Consider the following 23,813-nt stretch of genomic DNA (forward strand, 5'->3'; position numbering starts at 1 on the left):
GTAACCCGGCCGACCCGGAAACCTGGACGACAGCCCTTCAACGACTGTTGACCTGGGGCAATTCTGCCCGGAACGGGGTCGCCGGTCTCCTCGGAACTGGCAGGCTGGGCTGGCCGCCGCGCACCAGCGGTGGCCGCCGGCCTGCCCGGTGACCGAGAGGAGCGCCCGGTGACCGACCGACCTGAGGAGTTCGACCTGCTCGTCGTGGGCGGCGGCAAGGCCGGCAAGACGTTGAGCATGGACGTCGCCCGCTCCGGGCAGCGGGTCGCCATGGTCGAACGCGGCATGATCGGCGGCAGCTGCATCAACGTCGCGTGCATCCCGACGAAGGCCCTGGTCACCAGCGCTCGGGCGGCCCGCCTGCTGCGCGACGCGTCCGCGCTCGGCCTGACCGTGCAGGGCGGACGGGTCGACGTGGACCTGCTGCGTGCGCACAAGCAGGACGTCGTCGAGGGGATGGTGGCCGCCAACCGGCAGCAGTTCCTCGACTCCGGCCTGCACCTGGTGATCGGCGAGGCCCGGTTCGTCGGCCCCCGGACCGTACGGGTGTCGCTCGCCGACGGCGGGGAGCGGCTGCTGCGCGGCGACGACGTGGTGATCAACACGGGTACGCGTCCACATCTGCCATCGGTGCCCGGGATGGCCGAGGCCGGGGTGCTGACCAGCGACGAGCTGCTGCGCCTGGATCGGTTGCCGGCCCGGCTGGTGGTGCTCGGCGGCGGCACCGTCGGGGTGGAGTTCGCGCAGATGTTCGCGTCGTTCGGCAGCGCGGTGACGCTTGTCGAGGGCGGCCCCCGGCTGCTCCCCCGCGAGGACCCGGACGTGAGTGACGCGGTGCTGCGGGTCTTCCTCGACGACGGCATCGACGTCCGCGTCGGCATCGCCGTCGCCCGCGTCGACCGTGACGTGGACGGCACGCTCCGGGTGACACTTGACGACGGCAGCCTGGTGACCGGGGATGACGTGCTGGTGGCGGCCGGGCGGGAACCGGTCACCGACGGGCTCGGCCTGGACGTGGCCGGCGTACGCCTCAACGAGCGCGGCTTCGTGCAGGTCGACGAGCACCTGCGCACCAGCGCCGAGCGGACCTGGGCGGCCGGCGACGTCGCCGGCAGCCCGCAGTTCACCCACGTCTCGCTGGACGACTACCGGATCATCCGGGCGAACCTCGCGGGAGGACAGCGCAGCACCGCCGACCGGCTCATCCCGTACACCGTCTTCACCACCCCGGAGCTGGCCCGGGTCGGGCTCACCGAAACCGAGGCGCGCCGCGCCGGGTACAACATCGAGGTGGCCCACCTGCCGGTCGCCGCGATCCCCCGGGCACGCACCCTGCGCCAGACCCAGGGCACGTGGAAGGCGGTCATCGACACCAACACCGACCGGATCCTCGGCGCGGCGCTGCTCGGCGCCGAGGCCGGCGAGGTGATCACCTCGGTGCAGTTGGCCATGCTCGCCGGGATGCCGTGGACCGCCCTGCGCGACGCGGTCATCACCCACCCGACCATGACCGAGGGTCTCAACCTGCTCTTCGCCTCGCTCAAGCCCCGCCCGGTCCGCTGACCCGGCGCCCTCCGTCGGAGCGCTCACACAGTTCCGGGTACGCGGCTAGCATCCGGGCATGGCCCTGACCTACGAGACAAGCCACGGCCACGACGCGGCACGCTTCTTCGGGCCGCTTGTCGACCTGTACGAGTGTGTCTACGCCGAGCCGCCGTACGAGGAGGGCCCCGACCAGGTGGCCCGTTTCCGCGACAACCTGCCCGGCGAGGCCGCCCGGCCCGGTTTCACCTTCGTGACCGTCGCCGAGGGCTCCCCCTGGTCGGTGCGGCCTACGGGTGGACCATGTCGGCCGGGAACTGGTGGTCCCGAGCCGACACCGAACCGCCCGCGCAAATCCGTGCGTCGTCGAAGCTGGCGGTCCTGGAGTGGATCGTCCACCCGCTGCGCCGTGGCGAGAGAGTCGGCGCGGAGCTGATGCGCCGGCTGCTCGCCGACCGGCCGGAGCGGTACGCCACTCTCGCCTCCGACCCCCGCTCCCGGGCACGGGAGATCTACGCGCACAACGGGTGGCGGCAGGTCGGCGCGTCGGTCCTGCCGTGGGGGCCGCCCATGGATCCGCTCGTCCGTGACCTTGACCCGAAACCGGTCCGCTGAGCGTCGCACGGCCCACGGCTAGCGGATTCCGCCGTAGGCGAGGTGACGGGCGAGGAAGCGCTCCGAGCTTTCCCGCTCGAATGCGGGTACGCCGGTGTGCGGCCCAGCGTTGGCGTGCAGCGTCTTCTCCGGCGAGGCGAATGCATCGAACAGCGCGACAGCCGAGTCACGGGGCACCAGTTTGTCGTCCCACTGCAGGAGAAATTCGACAGGTACGGTGATCCGGGCCGCCGCCTCGGCCAAGGTCTCCCGGCCCACGAGGCCGAAGACGGCGGCGACGATCCGCGGCTCGGCCGCCACCAACGGCACTCCGATCGCGCTGCCCAGCGACAATCCCCAGAACCCCACCGGCCCTCCCCGCCCGACGACGTCGAGTTGTTGCAGGGCGTCCAGCACCGTTCGCCACTCCGGGACCGACTGTCTGGCGAGTTCAGCGCTGTGCCGCAGGAGCTGCGAGTCGATGGGCTCGCCGGCCGCTATCCGCTCCCGAATTCCGACCCTGAACCGCTCGGTCAGCTCGGTTCCCGACCGATCACCGTGTCCCGGTGCATCGACGGCCGCCACCGCGAAACCGTGGGCGGTGACGAAGCGGTGTGCACGGGCCACCAGACCCGAGACCAGCTTGTGGTTACCGCCGCCGTGGGCCAGCAACACCAAGGGGCGACCGCTGGCGGCACCGGCCGGCGACCAGAGCACTCCAGGGATGTCCCCGAGGGTGAAGCGACGTTCCGAGACGCCGTTCGCGATCGTCTCCGAGGTGAAGCGCATAGGTCCGGAAGATAGCCTCCGAGGGGGTTGGGCAGGAACCGGGTTCCCTCATGATGTCGGGCCCGGCCTGGACAGTGAGACCAGGCCGGGCAACGCCAGGACTTAACGGAGAGCCCTTAGCTGTGCTGCGGGATGTCCGTCGTGTACGCCAGCTCGCGGCCCGCCTCCACGTCGGAGGTCAGTGCATCGATCCGGGCCTTGACCAGTGAGTAGGAGTCCGAGCCGAGCAGTTGGTGCAGAGGAGCCTTTCCCGAGACCGCCACCTCGATGATGGCGGTTGCGGCTCGGACGGGGTCACCGAGCTGGGTGCCCGGCATCGCCAGGTGCGCCTCGGTCATCTCCCGGATCGACTCGTAGCCGGAAACGGTGGTCGGCGGCAGGCCAAGGGAGTGGGTACGCAGAAAATCGGTCTGCATGTAGCCGGGCTCCACGAGGTTGACCTGCACGCCGAAATCGCCGACTTCCGCGGCCAGTGACTCGGTCAGCCCTTCCAGGGCGTACTTCCCGGCGCAGTAGAGACCCCAGCCCGGGAAGGAGGTCAGACCGAGGATCGAGGAGATGTTGATGATGTGACCGCTGCGCTGGGTGCGCATGGACGGCAGCACCGCACGAAGAACGTTCCAGAGCCCAAAGATCTGCACGTCGAACATCTGCCGGACGTCGGCGTCGGTGACCTCCTCGATGGCGGCGAGGAAGCCGTAGCCGGCGTTGTTCACGACTACGTCGATCGCGCCGAAACGGTCGGTGGCGGAGCGGATCGCCGCCGCGACCGCCGGCTCGTTCGCGAGGTTCAGCTCAAGTGGCAGCAGCCGGGCCCGGTCCACGGATCCCAGGGCCGCGTCGAGACGCTCAGCCGACCTGGTCGTCGCCGCGACGTTGTCACCGCGCTTGAGGAGCTGCTTGACCAACTCCAGGCCGAGGCCCCGGGAGGTGCCCGTGACGAACCAGGTGGCGGGTCGGGTGGTGGGGTACGACATCGGTGTTCTCCTTGTGACTGGAGTGGCAGCGCTGTGCCCTGCCGGAGACGCGTTTCATGCTGCTGCCGGGCGGGCGGGCCGAACACCCCTGGCCAGGCCCAGCCGTACCTGGGAACGACATGCCCACCCAACCCCTGGGCGCGGCCTGTCGCGCGCGGCATCATTGGCGACATGGTGCGACGTACAGAACTGGCCGGCTTCCTGCGGAAATGCCGGGCTGACACGACGCCGGAGGCAGCGGGAATCGTCCCGCTGTCGGGGCGACGCGTCCGCGGCCTGCGCCGTGAGGAGGTGGCTCAGCTCGCCGGGGTGAGCGTCGACTACTACACCCGACTCGAGCAGGGCCGCCACAGCAGTCCGTCGGAGGCGGTCATCGACGCGTTGGGCCGTGTCTTCCAGCTCGACGCGGCCGCCCGGGCTCACCTTGTCGACCTGGCCCGGCCGGCCCGGCACCGCGCCGGGCAGGTGCCGGGCCAGCGGGTCCGGCCGGCGATGCACCAGATGATCGCCTCGATGGTCGACCACCCGGCCTTCATCGTCGGGCGCCGCACGGACATCCTCGCGTCGAACCTGCTGGCCCGCGCCCTCCTCACCGACTGGACCCAACTGCCACCCCGCGAGCGCAACTACACGCGCTGGGTCCTCCTCGACCCCGGCGCCCGCGAGGTCTACCCCGAATGGGCCACCGTGGCGGCTGACGTCGTGGGCACGCTGCGCCTCTACGCCGGCCGGAACCCCGACGACCCGCAGCTCAACGAACTCGTCGGCGAGCTGACCATCAAGAGCCCGCAGTTCCGTACGTGGTGGCACAACCACCGGGTGCACGAGCGGACCCACGGCACCAAGCACATGGTCCACCCCGTCGTGGGACCGATGACCATCCGATACGAGGCGCTGGCACTACCCGGCGACGACGACCAGACGCTCTTCATCTACACCACGGATCCCGGCAGCAGCTCACACGACAACCTGCGCCTGCTCGCGCTCTGGGCGACACAGCAGCGGTACGCCCCAACGACCGGCGCCTCCAAGGCCGCTTCCGCCCAGGGACCTGCTCGTGTGTGACCTTGACCCGAAGCCGGTCCGCTGAGCGCCGCGGAGCACGGCTACGCGGCGGCGATCTCGTCGCGTACCCGTTGTTGGAAGGCACGGGCCTGTGCCCCGGTGGGAGGGGGGCCGCCGTGGCGTGCGGCGATTGCCCGGCCGATCACCTCGGCCAGGTCGCCGGCGTCGATCAGCCGCCGACCGGCCGCGACCTTGGCCAGCCAGACGCCGTCGCGGTGGCGCACCAGCGACCGGCAGGCGCCGAGCACGGCGTCCTCCGTGCCGGGCGCGGGCCTGTCGTCCGGCGGGGTCGGCAGGGCCAGCCACCAGGACAGCGCGTCGACGAGCAGGCGGCGCAGGTCGGCCGGGGCGAGGTCGGCGAAGGTGTCCCCCGCCGGCGGGCCGAGCAGCGGCAGCCCGCTCTGGTGCAGGATGCTGCGGTCCAGCCCGTACCAGAAGCGGCCGTCGCCGACCGGCCGGTCGGCGGGGTCGAGGGTGCACCGGAACGGCATGCCGGACCCGGTGTTCAGCTCGACCTCGAAGCCCGGATCGGGGGTTCCGGAGGCGGCCACGTCCCGCCGGTACGCGACAAGTTCCAGCCCGCGCGCCGGGCAGGGCAGGGCCTCGTGGCGTAGCCGCGCCACCAGCGTCCGCTTGACGGCGTCGGTGAGCGGTCCGGCGCTGACCAACGCCACGTCCACGTCGCTGCGGCCGGCCTGGTATGCGCCGAGCCCCACCGAGCCGGCCGCGTACGCGCCGACCAGGTCGGCCCCGAGCACGTCCCGGGCGGCGGCGACCAGGTCGTCCAGATAGTGCTGAAGTGCGGAGTCCACGGGCCATCATGGCGCACGGGTCGGAGCCGGGCGGGACTACCCCGCGTAGAGCAGCAGCAGGCCGGCGACGGTGTAGGCGACCATCAGGGCCAGCAGCGGGAGTTGACCGGCCACCGCCCGGGCCCGGGGGAACAGGTACAGGGCGCGGTCGTGGGCGAGCAGTGTGCCGACCAGGTGTCCGAGGACGATGACGGTGATCTGGAGGCTGGCCACCCCGGAGGGCGTGACCAGCCCGATGTGCGGCTCCCAGTCGGCGGTGCCGAGCCAGTTGGCGCCGGTGCCCAGCGGGTCGGAGAGCAGCGCGACGGTGCGTTGGCCTTCCAGGATCAGCAGCGAGTAGTAGTGCGCCACCACGTAGCCCACCGCGATCGGCACGATCGAGTGGGCGATCTCGCCCGGCACCGCTCGGGTTTCGGCCGGGTCGGCTCGCCCGATGCGGGCCGCGGCCGCGGTGGCGAGCAGGTACGCCACGGCGACGGCGGCGATGACCAGGATCAGCCCGCCGCTGCCGGTGACCGCCGGGTGCAGGCCGTTCTCCTGGCTGAAGCGCAACCAGCCCGGCGCGTTGGAGAGGCTGTCGTACATCGTCGAGCCGAGCAGCACGACCGCCACGGCGACCAGCCCGGGCCGGGGCCGCAGGCCGGCGATCCCGTCGAGCGGGTTGCGCCAGACCAGTACGCCGTCGGCGGCACGGCCGATCGGGGCGAGCTGACCGACCAGGGTGCTGTACACCTCGAAGGGGTCGGCGCGGTCGAACCAGCCGACGCCGAACAGGGCCGCTCCGACCAGCATGACCACCGCGTACGCGGCGAGCCAGGCGGTGATGACCGGCAGGGTGGCCCGTTCGGGTGCGACAAGTTCCAGCCAGACGAATCCGAACAGTGTGGCGGCACCCGGCCACAGCCCCACACCGGCTGGCAGCTCACGGAGCCCACGGTCCGGGTCCCGGCGCGCCGCCAGCGCGACGAGCAGATGCACCGTACGCAGCGGGTTGAGCGCCCGCCAGACCGGGCCGAGCAGCAGTGACAGTGGGGCCAGCCCGACCCAGAGCAGCACGTAGAGCGCGCCGGCGCTCGGGTTGTCCGCGGTGTCCGGCCCACCCAGCAGACCCACGCAGAACCAGACGGCGGCGAGCAGGCCGACCCCACGCAGCGTCCACCGCAACGGTGGTGCGTCGACGAGCCGGGCGAGCCGTCGCGGCACCGGGTGGCCGCCTGTCGCGTCCCGGTCGAGTCGGGGTTCGCGCCAGAGCAGGCCCAGCGCGAGGAACGTGACGACGAGGGTCAGCGCGGCGGCGACGACCAGCTGCGGCAGGGTGATCGGCAGGTCCTGGCGGCCACCGACGCCGTGTGCCAGCAGCGTTGCGGGGTCGCTCATCTCGGTCAGCGGACGACGAGCTGGAACAGCACCAGCTCGGTCTCGTGCGTCTCCACCTCGAACAGACCGGTCTTGTCGGCCCGGAAATCCACCGAGCCGGGCTTGCCGGCCGGCAGTCGCGCGCCCAGGTCGTAGCCGTGCACGTGCAGTTCGTCCGACACGTCGGAGGTAACGGTGATCCGGACCAACTGTCCCTTACCCACGGTGATCCGTCCGGTCGGCGGACTGATCCGCCGCTTGGCGATCGTCACGACGATCTCGCGGTCCGCCGCCGGTGCGCTGGGTGACGGGCTGGCCGTCGGGGTCGGCGCGGTGGTGGCGGCGCTCGGCGCGGCGGCGGACGTGGTCGGCGCGGTCGGGGTGGCCACGGACGGGTCGTCGTCGTGCCCGCAACCGGCGACGAGCAGGGCGGTGAGAACACCGGCGGTGAGGGCGGCAGCGGCGCGGGGGGTGGGGGTGCGGGCGAACACGGGCGGGCTCCGAACGACGCGAGGGGGACGGGTGGCGGGGTGATCGTCGGGGAGGAGAACTCTACGTCTTGTTCGGCGGCGGCGAAATGACCATGATGAACGAATGCCATCGAGGTTGGTCACTGTGCGTAACACCCTGAGTCGTGCCGTGGCGGCGTTGGCCGCGATGCTCGTGGTGTCGCTGCTGTTGCCCGCCGCTCCGGCGTCCGCGCACGGCCAGTTGGCGACCTCCACCCCGCTGACCGGCACCGTGGTGCGCGAGCCGCTGACCCAACTGGCCCTGTACTTCACCGAGAAGCCGGCCGCGAACGCGCACTTCACCGTCACCGGGCCGAACGGCTCCCGGGTGGACAGCGGCTGGTCCGCCGGCGAGCCGAAGCGGCTGGACAAGCCGGTCACCGAATACTTCAAGGTCAACGGCGTGTTCGAGCCACGGCTCTACCACACCGGTTTCCCGGCCCTGGTGACCGTCGCGCACTGGCCGGCGAAGGGCCGCTACACCGCCAACTACCTCTCCGTCGCCTCCGACGGCGAGACGGTCCGCGGCACCGTCACCTTCGACTACCAGGGGCGCAGCACGGCCGCGCCGGCCGGTTGGACGGCGCCCACGGCGGGGCCGGACCCGGCGCTGCTGGCCCAGGCCGAGGGCGAGGGATCGGCCGCCCCGGCGGCGACCGACAGCCCGGTGGCCCCGACCGGCGCTCCGACCGCCGCCAGCGAGGAGCGGTCCGGCGGGTTCCCGGCCTGGCTGGTCCCGGCCCTGATCGTCGTCGTGGTCTCCGCGATCGTGCTGGTGGCGGCACGCCGCCGACCCGCCGCGCGCACGGCCGCCACACCGGGCCGCCGACCCGCCGGCCCCGCCCGCAAGGCCGGTGCCCCGGCGCGTCAGTCCACCACCCCTCGCAAGACCGGTCGTCCGGCCCGGCGCGGACGGCGGTAGGGCCGCCCCGACATCCGGCATTCACCGCGTATCACCACGGACTTTCGTACAGACATCGGGAACTTTTGATGTATCGACGCGAAGCCATGGACAGTCAAATCGAAACGCCTTAATGTCTCGACCCATCAACCCGATGTTTCCGCAATGTCACTCGTCGGCGTCGAGGACGTTACGGAGCCGGGCCCGACGGCCTTCCTCACCGCTGCCTCGCACCGGCCGTCGGACACTCCACTGCCTCCTGGAGGAACGATGGGCCCACGCCTGCAACGCCGACTCCACCATCCCGTCCTGGGTGCGCTCGCACTCGTCCTCACCACCGGCCTCTGGGCCGCTCCGGCCACCGCCGCCCCCGCGCAGGAACCGGGCGTCACGCTGCGCGTCTTCGACGTGCAGGTGCCACTCTCCGAGCTCTGCACCCTCAAGCCCGCGCAGACACCCAACGTGGACAAGCTGATGTCCACGATCAACTGGACGTCGGCGGCCGACTTCGGTTTCGAGGACAACTTCGTCTCGCAGGTGCTCGGCAACATCACCACCACCCAGGCCGGCAGCTACACGTTCCGGCTCAGCAGCGACGACGGGTCCAAGCTGGCGATCGACAACACCGTCGTGATCAACCACGACGGTCTGCACGGTGCCACCCCGCCCAAGGAGGGCACCGTCACCCTCACCGCCGGTCTGCACCCGCTGCGCATCGACCATTTTGAGCGGGGCGGCGGACAGCAGATCACCCTGGAGTGGAAGACGCCCGGCTCGTCGTCCTTCGTGGTCGTACCGAACTCGGCGTTGAGCACCGACGCCGGGGTGGTCCGGGTGACCGCGCCGGGCCGCAAGGAGTGCGAGGGCATCGCCGACACCCCCGGCGACGGCCTCCCGCTGACCGGGGTGCACCCCGGCTACACGCTGACCAACCTGCGGCCCAGCGGCTTCCAGCCGAAGGTCACCGGAATGGACTGGCTGGCCGACGGCCGGCTGGTCATCTGCACCTGGGGCGGCAGCGACCAGTCCGGCACCTCCCAGGACGGTGAGGTCTGGATCCTCGGCAACACCGGCGGCGCGACCACGTCGGGCGCCGTGACCACCAAGAAGATCGCCGGTGGCCTGAAGGAGCCGCAGGGGCTCAAGGTCGTCGACGGGGTGGTCTACGTGTCGGAGAAGCAGCGGCTGACCCGGCTGGTCAACACCGGCGGCGACGAGGTGGCCGAGCGCCTGGACACCGTCGCCACCTGGCCGTACGGCGGCAACTTCCACGAGTTCGCGTTCGGGCTGCTCTACCAGGACGGGTTCTTCTACCTGAACCTGTCGGTGTCGATCAACTCCGGTGGCGCCACCACCAACCCGCAACCCGCCACCAACCGGGGCACCACCCTCAAGGTCAACAAGGACACCGGCGCGGTCAGCTACGTCGCGGGCGGCCTGCGTACCCCACACGGCATCGGGTGGGGCCCGGAGGGCGGCATCTTCGTCACCGACAACCAGGGCGGCTGGCTGCCCTCGTCGAAGTTGGTGCACGTCAAGCAGGGCCGGTTCTTCAACCACTACACGAACCCGGCCGGCCCGTTCGACACCGCCCTGGTCACGCCGCCGGTGCTGTGGATGCCGCAGAACGAGATCGCCAACTCGCCCAGCACGCCGCTGTACCTGACCAGCGGCCGTTACGCCGGCCAGTTCGTCATCGGCGACGTGACGTACGGCGGCCTGCAACGGGCCAACGTGGAGAAGATCAACGGTGAGTACCAGGGCGCCCTGTTCCGGCTCACCCAGGGCCTGGAGGCGGGCGTCTCCGAGGTCAACATCGGCCCGGACGGTGCGATCTACGTCGGCGGGCTCGGCGCCGGTGGCAACTGGGGTCAGACCGGCAAGCTGTCGTACGGCCTGCAGAAGCTCACCCCGACCAGCACCACCGCGTTCGAGATGCTCGCCATGCGGGCCACCACGACCGGCTTCGAGGTGGAGTACACCCAGCCCGTCTCGACGGAGACCGCCGCCGACCTAGCCGCGCACTACAAGCTCAAGCAGTGGCGGTACGAGGCGACCGCGAACTACGGCGGCCCGAAGATCGACGAGGAGACGTTGAGCGTCACCTCGGCCACCCTCTCGGCCGACGGCCGGAAGGTCTCCCTGACCGTCGCCGGCCGCAAGGCCGGACGGGTCGTCCACCTGCGTTCACCGCGCCCGTTCACCGCCACCGGCGGCGAGTCACTGTGGAGCACCGAGGCGTGGTACACGCTCAACTCGATCCCCGGCAGCCCTCCCGCGCCCACCGGCGGCACCATCACCGGCGTCGGCGGCAAGTGCCTGGACGTCGACAACGCCGGCACCGCCGACGGCACGAAGATCCAGCTCTACACCTGCAACGGCACCGGCGCGCAGTCGTGGTTGCGCATCGGCGACACGTACCGGGTCCTGGGCAAGTGCCTGGACGTGGACAACGGCGGCACCGCCAACGGCACCAAGGTCCAGCTCTGGACGTGCAACGGCACCGGCGCGCAGGTCTGGCAGCCACAGGCCGACGGGTCGATCCGCAATCCGCAGTCCGGCAAGGTCGTGGAGGCCGCCGGCGGCAGCACCGCCAACGGCACCCAGATCCAGCTCGGCACGTACGCGGGCGGCGCCCACCAGAAGTGGGTCATCGGTGCCGGTGTGACCGGCTGACGTCGGACGAGGGGCGCGGTCTGACCGGCGGGTCGGCCGCGCCCCGCTCGTTCAGCGCAACAGCACCGGTCGGTTCCCCCGGGCGCCGACGAGCTGGCCGTGGACGTTGATGTCCTCGATCACGTCGGTCTCCCGCACGCCCCGGGTGGTCAGGTCGGTCATCACCCCGTCGCGCCAGAGAAACGGCTGCCACTGCGTGGTGGTGGTGCTCCGGCCCACCACCACGCCCCGGTCGTTGATCGCGGTGGCCCGGCTCCAGTCGCCGCCGAGGGTGCCCAGGTCGGTCAGTGTCCCGTTCTGCCAGCGGAAGGCCCGCCCGTTGGCCGCGCCCACCACCTGGCCCCGGTTGTTGACGCCGACGGCCTCGCTGCCGATCCGAGTGAGCACACCGTCGCGCAGCCGGCCGCCGACACAGGTGCACGGATAGTCCTGCGGCGGCACGTTCCACCCGCCCACCACGTCACCGACGTTGTTGAAATCGGCGGTGAACTCGTAGAAGTACTGCTGACCCAGGTCGGTGAAGGTGCCGTCGCGCCACAGGAACCGGTGCGGCATGTCGCCGGCGGGTTCGCTGGTGCCGAGCACCTGCCGCCGGTCATTGACGCCGATCGCCACGCTGTTCTCCCCGCCCAGGGTGCCCAGGTCGAGGAGGTGACCGTTGCGCCAGAGCACCGCCCGGGTCAGGTAGTCGGGACCGAACGAGGTGATCGCCACGTCGCCGAACTCGTTGACGTCCACGGCCTCGGAATCCGTGTCGCCCGGCAGCACGCCGAGGTCGGTGATGACGCCGTGGCGCCAGCGCACGGCGTGCCGGGCGCCGCTGGCGACGGTGCTCCAGCCGACGATGTCGCCGCGGTCGTTCATCGCCGTCGCGGCGCCGTCTCCCCCGCTCAGCGTGCCGAGGTCGACGACCCGGTAGGTACGCGGGGACGCGGCGGCGGGAACGGGGGCAAGGGTGGTCAGGGCGACGACCGTCGTCGTCGCGACGGTCAGCAGGGAACGCGGGGACAGCACGGACGCCACGGGGACGCTCCTCGCATCGGAGCGGCGAAGGCCCGCGGACGGGCGCGACCGGGCCTCACCACTGTGCGTTCAAACGGTCACGCACAGTAGAGCCGGCATGGCGCCCGGCACGCCAGGGACCGAACGGTCATCGATACCTGGGCGTCCGGCCGTACCCGCGTGGGTCAGGGGCCGTGCGGCAGTGGCTGGGCCAGCGCCCGCAGATCCGACGGGAGTTGGGCCAGGGCGTCCTCGAACTCCCGGTGCCCGACCACCCGGTGCATCGTCTGCAGGACCGCCCGGGCACCCCGCTCGGCGGCGGGTCGGTCGATCCCGGCGCGGTCGGCCACCCGGCGCAGAAACTCGTCGTAACCGAACGCCTCGGGCGGCTCCGCGCCCTTGACCAGCAGCGGGCTCAGCTCGTCGGCCAGGTGGGGGGCCAGCGCGCCCGCCTCACCACCACTGAGGCGCTCGGTGAGGGTCCGCAGAACAGCCTCGGTCAGTGGGCGCGCCTGCGCCGGCGGAATGCCCGCCCGCGCGGCAACCTTGTCGACGAACCCCAGCTCGGCCATGCCCCCGCCCTTCACTTCGGAAAGGCGTGCCTACCCCGGCCGGCCGGTGGCAAACCCCGCCCGCCGACCTGGACGCCCACCGGCCCCACGGCCGGTGAGCCCTCGTCGCGCGCCCGCCCGGTCGTTCTGTTCGTTGCTCCGCGCGGGACGGTCCCCTTCTCGTACGGTGAGATCGGACCGGGAACCCGACGGCGGCGGTGTGCCACAGGAGGAGCAGATGGCGGTGGACCTACCCGACGTGCTCGACAGGTACTTCCGGGCCATCAACGACCGGGACCTGGATGCCTTCGTCGCCTGCTTCGCGGACACCGCGAGCGTCGCCGACGAGGACCGGCTCTACGACGGACGGGCCTCCATCCGCGCCTGGCGGCAGAAGACGATGGATGCCTACTCGTACACCGCCGAGCCGGTGCGTGTCACACCGCAGGCGGGCGACTCGTACCTGGTCCTCACCCGGGTGTCCGGCGACTTCCCCGGCAGCCCGATCGAGCTGCGCTACCGGTTCACTCTGCGCGACGACCTGGTCGGCGCTCTGGACATCCGCCCGTAGCAGCCGCCCACCCGCCAGGAGGAGACCACGTGCCGCGAGTCTGGCTCATCACCGGTTGTTCCCGGGGTCTCGGTCGGGCGCTCGCCGAGGCCGTGCTGGCCGACGGCGACCACCTGGTCGCCACCGCCCGCAACCCGGCCCAGCTCGACGCCCTGCGCGACAGGTACGGCGACCAGGTCAGGACGGTGGCCCTCGACGTCACCGACGCCGCGGCCGCCCACGCCGTCGCCCGCACCACCGTGGACACGTTCGGCAGCCTGGACATCCTCGTCAACAACGCCGGGTACGCCGACGTCGCCGCGATTGAGGACATGCCGGAGGACAACTTCCGGGCCCAGCTCGAGGCCAACTTCTACGGGGTGGTCAATCTCTCCCGCGCGGCCCTGCCCGCGATGCGCGACCAGGGGCACGGGCACATCCTGCAGATCTCCAGCGTCGGCAGCCGGGTCGCCAGCACCGGCCTGGGCGCGTACCAGTCCGCCAAGTGGGCGGTCAGCGGCTTCTCCGGTGTGCTCGCCAAGGAGGTCGAGGGGTTCGGGATCCGGATCACCAGCGTCGAGCCGGGCGCGTTGCGGACCGACTGGGCCGGCTCGTCGATGAGCATGTTGCCGATCAGCGACCCGTACCGTCCGGTCATCGATCCGGCCGTGCAGCGGCTGCGCCAGGCCAGCGGCAACCAACCGGGCGACCCGGCCCGTGCCGCCCAAGTGATCATCCGGATCACCCAGGTCGACGACCCGCCCCTGCGGCTGCTGCTCGGCGCCGACGCCGTGGCGGGCGCCACGGCCGCCGCCGAGGCCCTGGCCGCGTCCGACGCGCGGTGGCGCGAGCTGAGCGAGTCCATCGCCTTCGACCCGGCCCCCTGACCGACGCGGCCCTTCCGACCGACGCGCCCCTTCCGACCGACGCGGCCGTACAACCGACGCGGCCTTCCGACCGACGCGGCCCCGGACCGACACCCGGCTCCCCGACCGACGCGGCGACCGGGCCGGGGTACGGGCCGGTGTGTCCGTGCGTCGCCGGATCGACCGCCGAACGGGCGGGACGGCCATTGGGCCAACAGGTGACATGATGTGTGAACAAACAGCTGTCGCTAGGAGAAGGGTTGCTGCTGCCCGATGGCGCACTTCGCGGCTCGCACGTCCACCGCACCCGGGTCGGTCGTGGTGCGGCTCACCGGCGACCCGCGGATGGTGGGCTGATGCCGCCCGAGCGACCGGAGGCCGTCGCCGAGCAGAGCGTCCCCGCCGGCCTCGCGGACACCATGTCGTACCGGGTCGCGACGGACGTGCGGGCGCTGCGCGCGTTCGTCAGCGTCGGGGCGCTGGCCCGGGGTCTGCCGGCGGAGCGGGTGGAGCTGCTGACGCTCGCGGTCAGCGAGCTGGCCACCAACACGTTGCAGCACACCACCGGCGGCGGCCGGGTCCGGCTCTGGGCCGAGTCGGGCCAGTTGTTCTGCGACGTCGTCGACCGGGGGCCGACGCGGGCGTTCGGCCGGGGCATGCCGGCCGCCGACGCGATACGGGGGCGCGGGCTGGCGATCGTGGAGCAGGTCTGCGACGAGGTCGCCGTGCTCACCCGTCCCGGCGAGACCGTCGTACGGATTCGCCTGAGCCTGTGAACACCGCCGGCGATCCACCCGCTGCGGGCCACGCCGGCTGTCACAATGCGGACAGCCCCGGGCCGACGGTGACGCCGGGCCGACACCGATCGGGAGGACGGCACGATGCCGGACAGCGCACGCGAGGCGGAGTTGCTCGATGCCGAGCGGACCCTGCAGGACGCCCAGCGGGCCGGCGACGTGGCCGCCCTCGACCAGTTGCTCGTCGACCAGCTGATCGCCATCGGCCCGGACGGCCGTGCCTACACCAAGCAGGATGACCTGGCCGCCCACCGGGACCGTCGCTCGGTGGTGCAGGAGCTGGTCGAGGAGGAGTTGGACCTGCTCGTGGTCGGCAAGACCGGTGTGACGTTCTTCCTGGGCCGGGTGTCCGGCGTGTTCGAGGGGGCGGCGTTCGCGGCGCGCCTGCGCTACACCCGGACCTGGGTCCACGACGACCCACACGGCTGGCGGGTCCTCGCCGCACACGTCAGCCCGGTCTGATCCGGGTCAGGCCCCGTCGTCGACGTCGAGCAGGCCCTGCTCGTCGAGGAACGCGAACCACCTGTCGTCGGCGGGGGTCAGCTCGGCATAACCCGGGCCGAGCACGTAGTAGTCCACGAAGGACCCGAGGTCGGGGGCGAGCTCCTCGAACGCGTCGGACATGAACCACTCGGTGCCGGTCGGTGGGAAATACCAGATGGCGCCCGTGCCACGGTCCATGAAGATGGGCTCGTCGCTGCGGGTGCCGATCACCAGCCAGCCCGCCCGGTCCTGCGGGATCGAGGAGAAGTCCGGCGCGTAGTCGAGGTGGTACTGGACTCCCGCGAGGGTCGCCGTGCTCGCCAACTCGACCCGACCGGCGCGCAGCCCGTCGGCGACCAGCAGCAGATCCCGCAGGTCGTCCGGCAACCCGACCGGAACGGCGTCGATGGCGGCACCCTCGCCGAACTCGGCGAACGCCACGCTCGCCGGCTGGTCGGCCAGGTCCACCCGCAGCTCCTCGATGAGCTGCCGCAGCTCGGGGATCAATCCACCACCTCTGTTCGCCTCAGGTCCGTCCGGTCGGCCCGGATCTGCCCTCAGCTCCGCGAACCGGTGCGCGTGTTGGTTCTACCACGCACCGGCCCGCGGGGGCGTCACCTCGCCGAATCGGCCAACCTGGCCGCCACCACCAGGTCGTTGAGCCGCGCCACCCCGGCGGGTCGCTCGGGCAGCCGGGTGTCGTCTTGCGCCTGGTCGAGCCGTGCCGTCAGCTCGGCGAGGTCACCATCCAGGACCGAGCCGGCGACGAGGTCGCCCAGCCCGCCGTGTTCGGCGGCCCGCTTCGCGGCGATCAGGTCGGCCAGGTACGCCGGCGCCGGCTCGGCGTCGAGCAGGCTCGGCAGGTGCGCCACCACCCGACCGGTACGCATCAGGTGCACGCCGGTGAGCAGCGCCCGGAACGCGTACAGCAGTGGTTTGAGCTCACCGCTAATGCCGAACAACCGTCGCTGGGTGGCGGCGAAGCCACGGTAGTGGTGGGCGTGGTGCCGGGTCAGCACCAGCGGCGCCAGCTCGACAAGCGCCGCGTGCACCGGGGTGCTCCGCACCACCAGCGGTGACAGCAGCTGTTCCAGCACGTAGCCGTTGCGACCCAGCATCAGCCGCACGAACTTGCGCAGGTCGTGCGTGACCAGGTCCAGCTCCACGCCGTCGCGGTCGGCCATCACCGTACGCGTCTCGGCCGGCTGCGCCAGCCCGATCACCTCCTCGACCGGAAGCAGGTGCGTGCCGCGCAGGTCGACGTCCGAGTCGGTGGACGGGAACCCGTACAGGTGGGCGCCGGAGACGGTCGCGAACACCAGCGGGTACGGCTGCTCGTCGACGACTGCCGCCAGGTCGATGCCGGCCGGCAGACCCGCGGACCCCAAGGTGCTCACGCCGCGCACCGCACCGAACGGTCCCGAACCGAGACCAGCCACTGTTCCACCCTCGCCTCGTCGGGCCGCTCGGGTAACGGGCTGGTGGCGAGGGCCTCCGTCATGCGGCTGACCAGCCGGTCACGCCAGGCGACGACCTCGTCCCAGGGCACCGCACCGGCCTTGACCGCCAGCAGACGGTCCCGGTCGGTGCCCACGTCCACCACCAGCCGGCCGGTGCGGACCAGGTCACCCCCGGCGGTCAGCAGGCGGATCAGGTGCATGACGTGCCGCCACACCGGCGCGCCGGAGCGGGCGATCCCACGCTCGGCCTTGCCGAACTGGGCGGTGGCGTAGCGCAGGTAGGTGTCGGCCACCCGCCGGGACAGGAAGGCCGGCGTGAGCGCCCGCAGCTCCGCGCCCAGTGGGGTGCACGTCTCGACCAGCGGAGAGTGCAGCACCTCCAGGACCGTGGGGTTGGCCGCCAACCCCAGCACGCAGACCCGCTCCACCTCCCACCGCATCTGCTCCGGCAGCGGCCCCTCGTGGTGCGACGCGGGTTTCCGCAGCCCCCAGAAGGCCGAGGCGGGTAACGCGTACACCCCGCGCCGATCGGTGTCCGAGGCCTCGCCGGCCAGGCCGAACGCCCGGGAACCCACGACGACCTGCAGGATCGTCAGGTCGTCGATCTGCTGATCGGTAGGCGGTTGCTCCATTGCGGCTTCCCCCGGGCGCTGCGTGGCCGCCCGACCGGGCGGTGTCCGGTGCACACCATGCCGGTCCCGGGGCGCCGCCGTCGAGTCGTTTCCTCAGCTCACCACGGCGCCTCAGCTCACCACGGCGTCGATCGGGCCGACGCGCAGGGTCCCGTCGTTGAGTGGCGTGCAGCGGATGCCACCGGTGGTGCGTAACGCCTTCCAGGCCCCCGGGCCGATGGTGACGTCCATCCAGGCGCAGGGCCGGGCCGCCCGGTTGACCCGCAGGCTGACCGGGCCGTCTCCGGAGTCCAGGACCAGCACCCTGCCGATCAGCTCGTCCACCGCGATGCCGGTGGTGAGGATGTTGCGCCGCACCTCGGCCAGGCCGAAGCCGACCGGCAGTGACTCCTGGGCGATGACCGTGACGCTGGCGTCGCGGTGCGCCTGTTGGCCGAAGTACCTGTCGCCGACGATGCCGAGGTGGGCCCGGATCCGGACGGCGTCGACCAGCTCACCGGGTGGGGCCGGCGCCGGGCCGTCGGCGGGCCGGCCCAGGAAGCGGTGCACGGGCGAGGCCAGCAACTCGACGATCTCCGGCATGGCAGGGATTCTACGAACCGAACCGGGTCCGGCGGGCCAGGTCGGCGGATGACCCGGTGGGGACGGCGGCGCGCGCCACCCCCCTGGCGCATCCGCGGGTGCAGAGCAAAGGGCCACGGCCTACGCCGCTCTCCCGGCGCATCCGCGGGTGCAGAGCAAAGGGGCCACAACCGGTTCAGGCAGGCGTGCCGGTGACGGTGAGGTCGCGCAACCGGCCCACGTTGTCGAACGAGCCGAACCCCACCCGCCCGGAGCCGAACGTGGTGTCCGTCGCGGTCATCAGCGGGTCGGGGTGCCCGTCGACGTGGACGGCGATCTCGCCGCTGGCCGGCAGGTGCGCCACCCGCACGTGGTGCCAGTCGGCGTCGGTGATCGCCGGGTCCGCGCCACGGGAGTGACCGTTCCACTGGTGGTCGATGCGGACCCGGTCGGCGTTGTCGACAGTGAAGATGCCGTTGTGCGGGTAGATCGTGTTGTCGGTGCAGAGGTGGGCGTAGTAGAACTCGGTGTCCGAACGCCAACCGAAGACGATGATCACGTCCCGGTTGGTGACCTCCACCGGGGTGTCCAGTCGTACCCACGCGTCGATCTCGGCCGACGACCAGGCCGGGCCGGCGGTCAGCACGGCGTACTCGAAGGGTCGGCGCGGCCCCGGCCTGCTCTCGCCGGCCTCGGCGAGGATGACCTGGTCGTGGGTGAACTGCCACCTGGTCGGGGTGACCGGCGCCCAGTTCCACGCGCCGGCGGTGCGGCGCAGGGTGGTGCCGCCGACGTCGAACTCCCGGATGCCGCTCACCGTCCAGATCCTGCCACTCAGACCGCCAGGGCCGCCCGGACCTCCCGTTCCGCCGTGACACCCCCGTCGCCGTGCGAGGTGACCCGGCCGGACTCCAGCACGTGGTAGCGGTTCGCCACCCGCAACGCGAAGCCCAGGTGCTGCTCCACGAGCAGCACACTGAACCCGGACTGCCGGGTCAGCTCGACGATCCGTTCCTGGATCTCGGCGACCACCGACGGTTGGATGCCCTCGGTCGGCTCGTCGAGCATCAGCAACCTCGGCCTGGTGATCAGTGCGCGAGCGATGGCCAGTTGCTGGCGTTGGCCGCCGGAGAGCAGCCCGGCCCGCCGCCGCAGCAGCGGGCGCAACGCCGGAAACAGGTCCAGCACCTCCGCGGTGGCCACCGCACCGTCGCGCCGCCCGTCGGCGACGAGCCGCAGATTCTCCGCGGCGGTCAGGTGCGGGAAGCTCTGCTGGCCCTGCGGGACGTACGCCATGCCCCGCGCCACCCGCTCGTGCGGCCCGAGACGGGTGACGTCCTCGCCGTCCAGCTCGATGGTGCCGGCACTCGGGCGCAGCAGCCCGGCCGCGACCCGCAGCAGGGTGCTCTTGCCGGCGCCGTTGTGGCCGAGCACGGCGGCCACCCCGTCGGGCGGGACGGTGAGGTCCACCCCGTGCAGCACCCGAGAGCGCCCGTACCCGGCGTGCACCCCGCGCAGCGTCAGCATCATGCCTCCAGGACCGTGGGGGCCGACCCGGCGTCGACCGGGTGGCCAAGGTAGACCTCCTGCACACGCGGGTCCGCCTGGACCTGCGCCACCGTGCCCTCGCTGAGCACCCGACCGGCGTGCAACACGGTGACGGTGCGCGCGAAACGGCGCAGGAAGTCCATGTCGTGCTCGATCACCACCACCGTGCGGTCCCGGCTCACCGTCTCCAGCAGGGCACCCGTGGCGTCGCGTTCCTCGTGGCTCATCCCGGCGACCGGCTCGTCGAGCAGCAGCAGCCGGACATCCTGCACCAGCAGCATGCCGATCTCCAGCCACTGCTTCTGGCCGTGCGCGAGCGTCCCGGCGAGGTGCCCGGCCCGCCCGGCCAGCCCGATGGTCTCCAGTGCCGCGGCCACCTCGTCCGGGATGCCCCGGCGACGACGGGCCAGGGTCGCCCAGCTGCGACGGGCACCCGCCGCGATGTCGAGGTTCTGCAGGACCGACAGCTCCTCGAAGACCGTCGAGGTCTGGAAGGTCCGCCCGATGCCCAACCGGCTGATCCGGTGCACCGGGCGGCCCAGCAGCTCGTGCTCGCCGAACCGGACCGAGCCGGTGGCCCGGACCAGGCCGGTGATCGCGTCGACCAGGGTGGTCTTGCCGGCGCCGTTGGGCCCGATCAGGAACCGGATGTCACCGGCGGGCACCTCCAACGAGACCCCGTCGACGGCGGTGAACCCGTCGAAGCTGACCCGCACGTCACGGACGGACAACCCGTCCAGCCGCTCGTCACTCATGCCGCCGGCACCTCCGCCCGCCCGTCGCGTCGTCGAGTAAATGGCGACCACCGGCGGCGTGCCGGTTCCGCGCCGCCGTCGCGGCGGCGGGCCAGCGCCCACAGCGACGCCAGGCCGCCAGGCAGGAACGCCACCACCACCACGAAGAGCAGACCCTGCAGGTACGTCCAGGTGCCGGGAAAACGTTCCGACAACGCGGTACGCGCCCAGGCCACCGCCACCGCGCCGAGCACCGGGCCGAGCAGGGTGGCCCGGCCGCCCACCGCCACCCCGATGACGAACTCGATCGACGGGACGATGCCGATCAACGCCGGCGAGATGATGCCCACCGCCGGCACGAACAGCGCCCCGGCCAGCCCCGCCATGCCGGCCGCGACGACGTACGCGACGAGCTTGACCGACGCCGGGTCGTAGCCGAGGAAACGGACCCGCTCCTCACCGTCGCGGACCGCCACCAGCAGCTCCCCGTAGCGGCTCTGGATGAGTTGGCGGGTCAGCGCGAGCAACGCCAGCAGCGTGCCGGCGATGATGAAGTAGACCATCCGCTGGTTGACCGGGTCGTCGAGGTTGTAGCCGAAGAAGCCCTTGATGTCGGTCAACCCGTTGGTGCCACCCGTGGTGCCCTGCTGCCCGATCAGCAGGATCACCATCGCCGCCGCGAGCGCCTGGCTGAGGATCGCGAAGTACGCGCCCCGGACCCGACGACGGAACACCAGCGACCCGAGTCCGAACGCGACAGCCATCGGCAGCAGCACCGTCGCGGGCAGCGCGAACCACGGGCTGGCGAACGGCCGCCACCACAGCGGCAGTTCGTCGAGCTGCCCGTACAGCTGCATGAAGTCGGGCATCCCACCCGGGCCCGCGTCGGCGAGCTTGAGGTGCATGGCCATCGCGTAGCCACCGAGGCCGAAGAAGACGCCCTGGCCGAGGGTGAGCATCCCGCCCCGGCCCCAGGCGATCCCGATACCGACCGCCACCATGGCGACGCAGAGGTACTTGGCGAGCAGGGCCAGCCGGAAGTCCGACAGCACCAGCGGCGCCACGGCGAACAGCAGGGCCGCACCGAACGCGAACCCGGCCGCTGTCCGCAGCCGGGAGCGGCGCGCGGACGGGCCCGGTGGTTCGGCGCCGGCGGGTGCCGGGTGGACGGCGGTGCTGGGTGGCACGGGGGTGACGGCGGTCATGCGAGGCTCCTGGTCCGCAGGGTGAACAGGCCCTGTGGCCGCCACTGGAGGAACGCGACGATCGCCACGAACACGATCACCTTGGCGACGCTGAGGGTGGTCAGGTACTCCCCGGTGGCCTGGAGCACGCCGAGGGCGAAGGCGACGATCACACTGCCCTTGAGCTGGCCAATCCCGCCGACCACGACGACCAGGAAGGCGTCGATGATCAGGTTGGTGCCCATGGTGGGGCCGATCGGGCCGAGCAGGGTGAGCGCCACTCCGGCGAGCCCGGCCAGACCGGAGCCGATGAAGAAGGTCGTCCGGTCGACCCGGGCGGTCGGGATGCCGGACACCGCGGCGAGGTCGCGGTTCTGCACGACCGCCCGAATGCGACGCCCGAGCGGGGTGAGCCGCAGTGCCAGGGTGAGCGCCGCGACCGCCGCCAACGCCAGGGCCAGGATGAACAGCCGGTTGTTGGCGATGGTCAGCCCACCGGGCAGCGCCACGTTGCCGGTCAGCAGGTCGGGAGCACGGGTCTGCACGTTCGGGCTGCCGAAGACGTCGCGGGCCAGTTGCTGCAGCATCAGCGACACACCCCAGGTGACCAGCAGGGTGTCCAGTGGCCGGGCGTAGAGCCGGCGGATGAGCAGCATCTCCAGCAGGACGCCCATGGTGCCGGCGACCACGAACGCCACCGGCAGCGCGACCACCAGTGACAGGCCGGCACCGGTGATGCTCTGTTGCAGGACATATGTGGTGTACGCGCCGGCCATGATGAACTCACCGTGCGCCATGTTGATCACGTTCATCTGGCCGAAGGTCAGCGCGAGGCCGAGAGCGATGAGCAGCAGCACCGCGCCGATGCTGATGCCGGTGAAGAGTTGACCGATGAGGACTGTCACGGTGGGTACTCCGTACTGCTGGTCGGGTGGCCCGGGCGGACCGCGCGGCAACGCGCCCGCCCGGGCCGGCATCGTCAGCTCAGGCCACTCGCCCACGGATAGGTCTTGAGGTACGGGTCCGGCTGCACCGGCTTGCCGGAGTTCCACACCTCGGTGATCAGACCGTCCGCGCCGATCTTGCCGATCCGGGCGGTCTTGGCGATGTGTTGGGTCGGTCCGTCGACAGTGACCGTGCCCTCCGGCGCGTCGAAGGTGATCCCCCCGGACGCGGTGCGGACCTTCTCCACGTCGAAGGCGCCGGCCTTCTCGACCATCGCCTTCCACAGGTGCACCGCCACGTACGCGGCCTCCATCGGGTCACTCGTCGGCTTGTCCGCCCCGTACTTGGCCTTGTACGCGGCCACGAACTTCGAGTTCGCCGCACCGGGCGTGGTCTGGTAGTAGTTCCAGGCGGTCAGCTGACCCTCCAGGTACTGGGTGCCGATGCCCTTGACCTCCTCCTCGGCGATCGACACCGACACCACCGGCATCGCGGTGGCGGTCAGGCCCGCCGACTTGTACTCCTTGAAGAAGGCCACGTTGCTGTCGCCGTTGAGGGTGTTGAACACGGCGTCGGCACCGGACGACTTGACCTTGTTGACGATCGTGCCGAACTCGGTGGACCCGAGCGGCGCGTAGTCCTCGCCGGACACGGTCATCCCGTTGGCGGCCGCGTACGCCTTGATGATTTTGTTGGCCGTCCGGGGAAACACATAGTCACTGCCGACCAGATAGACCGATTTCGCACCCTGCGCCTTGAGGTAGTCGAGCCCGGGAACGATCTGCTGGTTGGTCGTCGCGCCGGTGTAGAAGATGTAGGGCGACTGTTCGAGTCCCTCGTACTGCACGGGGTAGAACAACAACGCCTTGTTTTTCTCGAAAACCGGCTTGACCGCCTTGCGGCTGGCCGAGGTCCAGCAGCCGAAGACGGCGGCGACCCGATCCTCGGAGATGAGCTTCTCCGCCTTCTCCGCGAAGGTGGGCCAGTCCGAGGCGCCGTCCTCACCGACCGGCTGGATCTTCTTGCCGAGGACGCCGCCGGCCGCGTTGATCTCGTCGACGGCGAGCATGATGGAGTCGCGGACGGTGACCTCGCTGATCGCCATGGTGCCGGAGAGCGAGTTGAGCAGGCCGACCTTGACGGTGGAGCCGGAGACGTCGGCGGTGACGCCAGTCGCGCTTCCCGCGTCGGTGGTCTTGCTGCCGCACGCGGTCATCGCGGCCGCGGCGACCAGGGTCATGGCACCCGCCAGGATGCGGCGGCCCCGGAATAATGACAT

27 protein-coding genes are annotated in these 23,813 nt (G+C 71.5%); 10 read left to right on the forward strand and 17 right to left on the reverse strand.

The features are described 5' to 3' along the window. Positions 1–168 precede the first annotated feature (168 nt). Genes AB0B57_RS00920 through AB0B57_RS00930 form a run of 3 tightly spaced genes read left to right on the forward strand, consistent with a single transcriptional unit; the run spans position 169 to position 2,157 of the window. Entirely contained in the window at positions 169–1,563 is a 1,395-nt protein-coding gene (locus tag AB0B57_RS00920; protein ID WP_357063601.1) for an FAD-dependent oxidoreductase, read from the forward strand. A 58-nt stretch (positions 1,564–1,621) separates the two neighbouring features. Next, a complete protein-coding gene (locus tag AB0B57_RS00925; RefSeq protein ID WP_357063604.1) occupies positions 1,622–1,978 on the forward strand; it encodes a hypothetical protein in 357 nt (118 codons plus the stop codon). Beyond that, the gene (locus AB0B57_RS00930; RefSeq protein WP_357063606.1) at positions 1,978–2,157 is read left to right on the forward strand and encodes a hypothetical protein; all 180 of its coding nucleotides are present in this window, start codon (positions 1,978–1,980) and stop codon (positions 2,155–2,157) included. The genes AB0B57_RS00925 and AB0B57_RS00930 overlap by 1 nt, the downstream gene beginning before the upstream one ends. 18 nt (positions 2,158–2,175) lie before the next feature. On the opposite strand, the gene AB0B57_RS00935 is transcribed toward AB0B57_RS00930, so the two are convergent. Then, positions 2,176–2,925 carry an alpha/beta fold hydrolase gene (locus AB0B57_RS00935; RefSeq protein ID WP_357063609.1) on the reverse strand — a complete coding sequence of 250 codons (750 nt, stop codon included), beginning with the start codon at positions 2,923–2,925 and terminating at the stop codon, positions 2,176–2,178. Between the two features lie 116 nt (positions 2,926–3,041). Then, positions 3,042–3,902, reverse strand: a complete 861-nt coding sequence (locus AB0B57_RS00940) for an SDR family NAD(P)-dependent oxidoreductase (protein ID WP_357063612.1) — start codon at positions 3,900–3,902, stop codon at positions 3,042–3,044. 171 nt (positions 3,903–4,073) lie between these two features. Between AB0B57_RS00940 and AB0B57_RS00945 the strand changes: the two genes are divergently transcribed. Beyond that, entirely contained in the window at positions 4,074–4,967 is an 894-nt protein-coding gene (locus tag AB0B57_RS00945) for a helix-turn-helix transcriptional regulator (RefSeq protein ID WP_357063615.1), read from the forward strand. 41 nt (positions 4,968–5,008) lie between these two features. Here AB0B57_RS00945 and AB0B57_RS00950 read toward each other — a convergent pair whose 3' ends face one another. From AB0B57_RS00950 to AB0B57_RS00960, 3 genes are read right to left on the reverse strand one after another with little or no spacing between them, the layout of a single operon-like run. Next, entirely contained in the window at positions 5,009–5,779 is a 771-nt protein-coding gene (locus tag AB0B57_RS00950) for a nucleotidyltransferase domain-containing protein (RefSeq protein ID WP_357063618.1), read from the reverse strand. 36 nt (positions 5,780–5,815) lie between these two features. Then, positions 5,816–7,156 (reverse strand): hypothetical protein, encoded by a 1,341-nt coding sequence (locus AB0B57_RS00955; RefSeq protein WP_357063621.1) that lies wholly within the window; start codon positions 7,154–7,156, stop codon positions 5,816–5,818. Between the two features lie 5 nt (positions 7,157–7,161). Then, positions 7,162–7,626: a hypothetical protein gene (locus AB0B57_RS00960; RefSeq protein WP_357063623.1), complete on the reverse strand. Its 465-nt coding sequence runs from the start codon at positions 7,624–7,626 to the stop codon at positions 7,162–7,164. A gap of 124 nt (positions 7,627–7,750) precedes the next feature. Between AB0B57_RS00960 and AB0B57_RS00965 the strand changes: the two genes are divergently transcribed. After that, positions 7,751–8,566 (forward strand): copper resistance protein CopC, encoded by an 816-nt coding sequence (locus AB0B57_RS00965; protein ID WP_357063625.1) that lies wholly within the window; start codon positions 7,751–7,753, stop codon positions 8,564–8,566. Between the two features lie 249 nt (positions 8,567–8,815). Next, a complete protein-coding gene (locus AB0B57_RS00970) occupies positions 8,816–11,221 on the forward strand; it encodes a ricin-type beta-trefoil lectin domain protein (protein WP_357063628.1) in 2,406 nt (801 codons plus the stop codon). A 51-nt stretch (positions 11,222–11,272) separates the two neighbouring features. Here the strand turns inward: AB0B57_RS00970 and AB0B57_RS00975 are convergent, their stop codons facing one another. Then, a complete protein-coding gene (locus tag AB0B57_RS00975) occupies positions 11,273–12,244 on the reverse strand; it encodes a hypothetical protein (protein ID WP_357063631.1) in 972 nt (323 codons plus the stop codon). A 164-nt stretch (positions 12,245–12,408) separates the two neighbouring features. Beyond that, the gene (locus AB0B57_RS00980; RefSeq protein ID WP_357063633.1) at positions 12,409–12,795 is read right to left on the reverse strand and encodes a DUF2267 domain-containing protein; all 387 of its coding nucleotides are present in this window, start codon (positions 12,793–12,795) and stop codon (positions 12,409–12,411) included. Between the two features lie 166 nt (positions 12,796–12,961). On the opposite strand from AB0B57_RS00980, the gene AB0B57_RS00985 reads away from it, so the two are divergent. The 4 genes from AB0B57_RS00985 to AB0B57_RS01000 all read left to right on the forward strand — a co-directional run bounded on the left by AB0B57_RS00985 (position 12,962) and on the right by AB0B57_RS01000 (position 15,449). Continuing rightward, positions 12,962–13,345 (forward strand): nuclear transport factor 2 family protein, encoded by a 384-nt coding sequence (locus tag AB0B57_RS00985; RefSeq protein WP_357063635.1) that lies wholly within the window; start codon positions 12,962–12,964, stop codon positions 13,343–13,345. Positions 13,346–13,374: 29 nt separating this feature from the next. Beyond that, positions 13,375–14,211: an SDR family NAD(P)-dependent oxidoreductase gene (locus tag AB0B57_RS00990; protein ID WP_357063639.1), complete on the forward strand. Its 837-nt coding sequence runs from the start codon at positions 13,375–13,377 to the stop codon at positions 14,209–14,211. A gap of 335 nt (positions 14,212–14,546) precedes the next feature. Then, positions 14,547–14,966: an ATP-binding protein gene (locus tag AB0B57_RS00995; protein ID WP_357063642.1), complete on the forward strand. Its 420-nt coding sequence runs from the start codon at positions 14,547–14,549 to the stop codon at positions 14,964–14,966. 105 nt (positions 14,967–15,071) lie between these two features. Further along, positions 15,072–15,449: a nuclear transport factor 2 family protein gene (locus AB0B57_RS01000; protein WP_357063644.1), complete on the forward strand. Its 378-nt coding sequence runs from the start codon at positions 15,072–15,074 to the stop codon at positions 15,447–15,449. A gap of 6 nt (positions 15,450–15,455) precedes the next feature. On the opposite strand, the gene AB0B57_RS01005 is transcribed toward AB0B57_RS01000, so the two are convergent. The 10 genes from AB0B57_RS01005 to urtA form a co-directional block, all read right to left on the reverse strand. Further along, positions 15,456–15,977 carry an SUKH-4 family immunity protein gene (locus tag AB0B57_RS01005; RefSeq protein ID WP_357063648.1) on the reverse strand — a complete coding sequence of 174 codons (522 nt, stop codon included), beginning with the start codon at positions 15,975–15,977 and terminating at the stop codon, positions 15,456–15,458. Positions 15,978–16,084: 107 nt separating this feature from the next. Continuing rightward, a complete protein-coding gene (locus AB0B57_RS01010; protein WP_357064491.1) occupies positions 16,085–16,858 on the reverse strand; it encodes a nucleotidyltransferase domain-containing protein in 774 nt (257 codons plus the stop codon). Positions 16,859–16,863: 5 nt separating this feature from the next. Continuing rightward, positions 16,864–17,562 carry a nucleotidyltransferase domain-containing protein gene (locus AB0B57_RS01015; protein WP_357063650.1) on the reverse strand — a complete coding sequence of 233 codons (699 nt, stop codon included), beginning with the start codon at positions 17,560–17,562 and terminating at the stop codon, positions 16,864–16,866. Between the two features lie 111 nt (positions 17,563–17,673). Then, positions 17,674–18,144 (reverse strand): molybdenum cofactor biosysynthesis protein, encoded by a 471-nt coding sequence (locus AB0B57_RS01020; protein WP_357063653.1) that lies wholly within the window; start codon positions 18,142–18,144, stop codon positions 17,674–17,676. A 175-nt stretch (positions 18,145–18,319) separates the two neighbouring features. Further along, positions 18,320–18,940 carry a hypothetical protein gene (locus AB0B57_RS01025; protein WP_357063655.1) on the reverse strand — a complete coding sequence of 207 codons (621 nt, stop codon included), beginning with the start codon at positions 18,938–18,940 and terminating at the stop codon, positions 18,320–18,322. A gap of 17 nt (positions 18,941–18,957) precedes the next feature. Then, on the reverse strand, positions 18,958–19,650 hold the full coding sequence (gene urtE / locus AB0B57_RS01030) for an urea ABC transporter ATP-binding subunit UrtE (RefSeq protein ID WP_357063658.1): 693 nt from the start codon (positions 19,648–19,650) through the stop codon (positions 18,958–18,960). Next, positions 19,650–20,426 carry an urea ABC transporter ATP-binding protein UrtD gene (gene urtD / locus AB0B57_RS01035; protein WP_357063661.1) on the reverse strand — a complete coding sequence of 259 codons (777 nt, stop codon included), beginning with the start codon at positions 20,424–20,426 and terminating at the stop codon, positions 19,650–19,652. The genes urtE and urtD overlap by 1 nt, the downstream gene beginning before the upstream one ends. Further along, positions 20,423–21,610 (reverse strand): urea ABC transporter permease subunit UrtC, encoded by a 1,188-nt coding sequence (gene urtC / locus AB0B57_RS01040; RefSeq protein WP_357063663.1) that lies wholly within the window; start codon positions 21,608–21,610, stop codon positions 20,423–20,425. The genes urtD and urtC overlap by 4 nt, the downstream gene beginning before the upstream one ends. Further along, the gene (gene urtB, locus AB0B57_RS01045) at positions 21,607–22,590 is read right to left on the reverse strand and encodes an urea ABC transporter permease subunit UrtB (protein WP_357063666.1); all 984 of its coding nucleotides are present in this window, start codon (positions 22,588–22,590) and stop codon (positions 21,607–21,609) included. The genes urtC and urtB overlap by 4 nt, the downstream gene beginning before the upstream one ends. After that, complete coding sequence (gene urtA, locus AB0B57_RS01050) at positions 22,569–23,813, reverse strand: urea ABC transporter substrate-binding protein (RefSeq protein ID WP_357063669.1); 1,245 nt, start codon at positions 23,811–23,813, stop codon at positions 22,569–22,571. The genes urtB and urtA overlap by 22 nt, the downstream gene beginning before the upstream one ends.

The sequence above is a fragment of the Micromonospora sp. NPDC049101 genome, assembly GCF_040648675.1.
Classification (GTDB): domain Bacteria; phylum Actinomycetota; class Actinomycetes; order Mycobacteriales; family Micromonosporaceae; genus Micromonospora.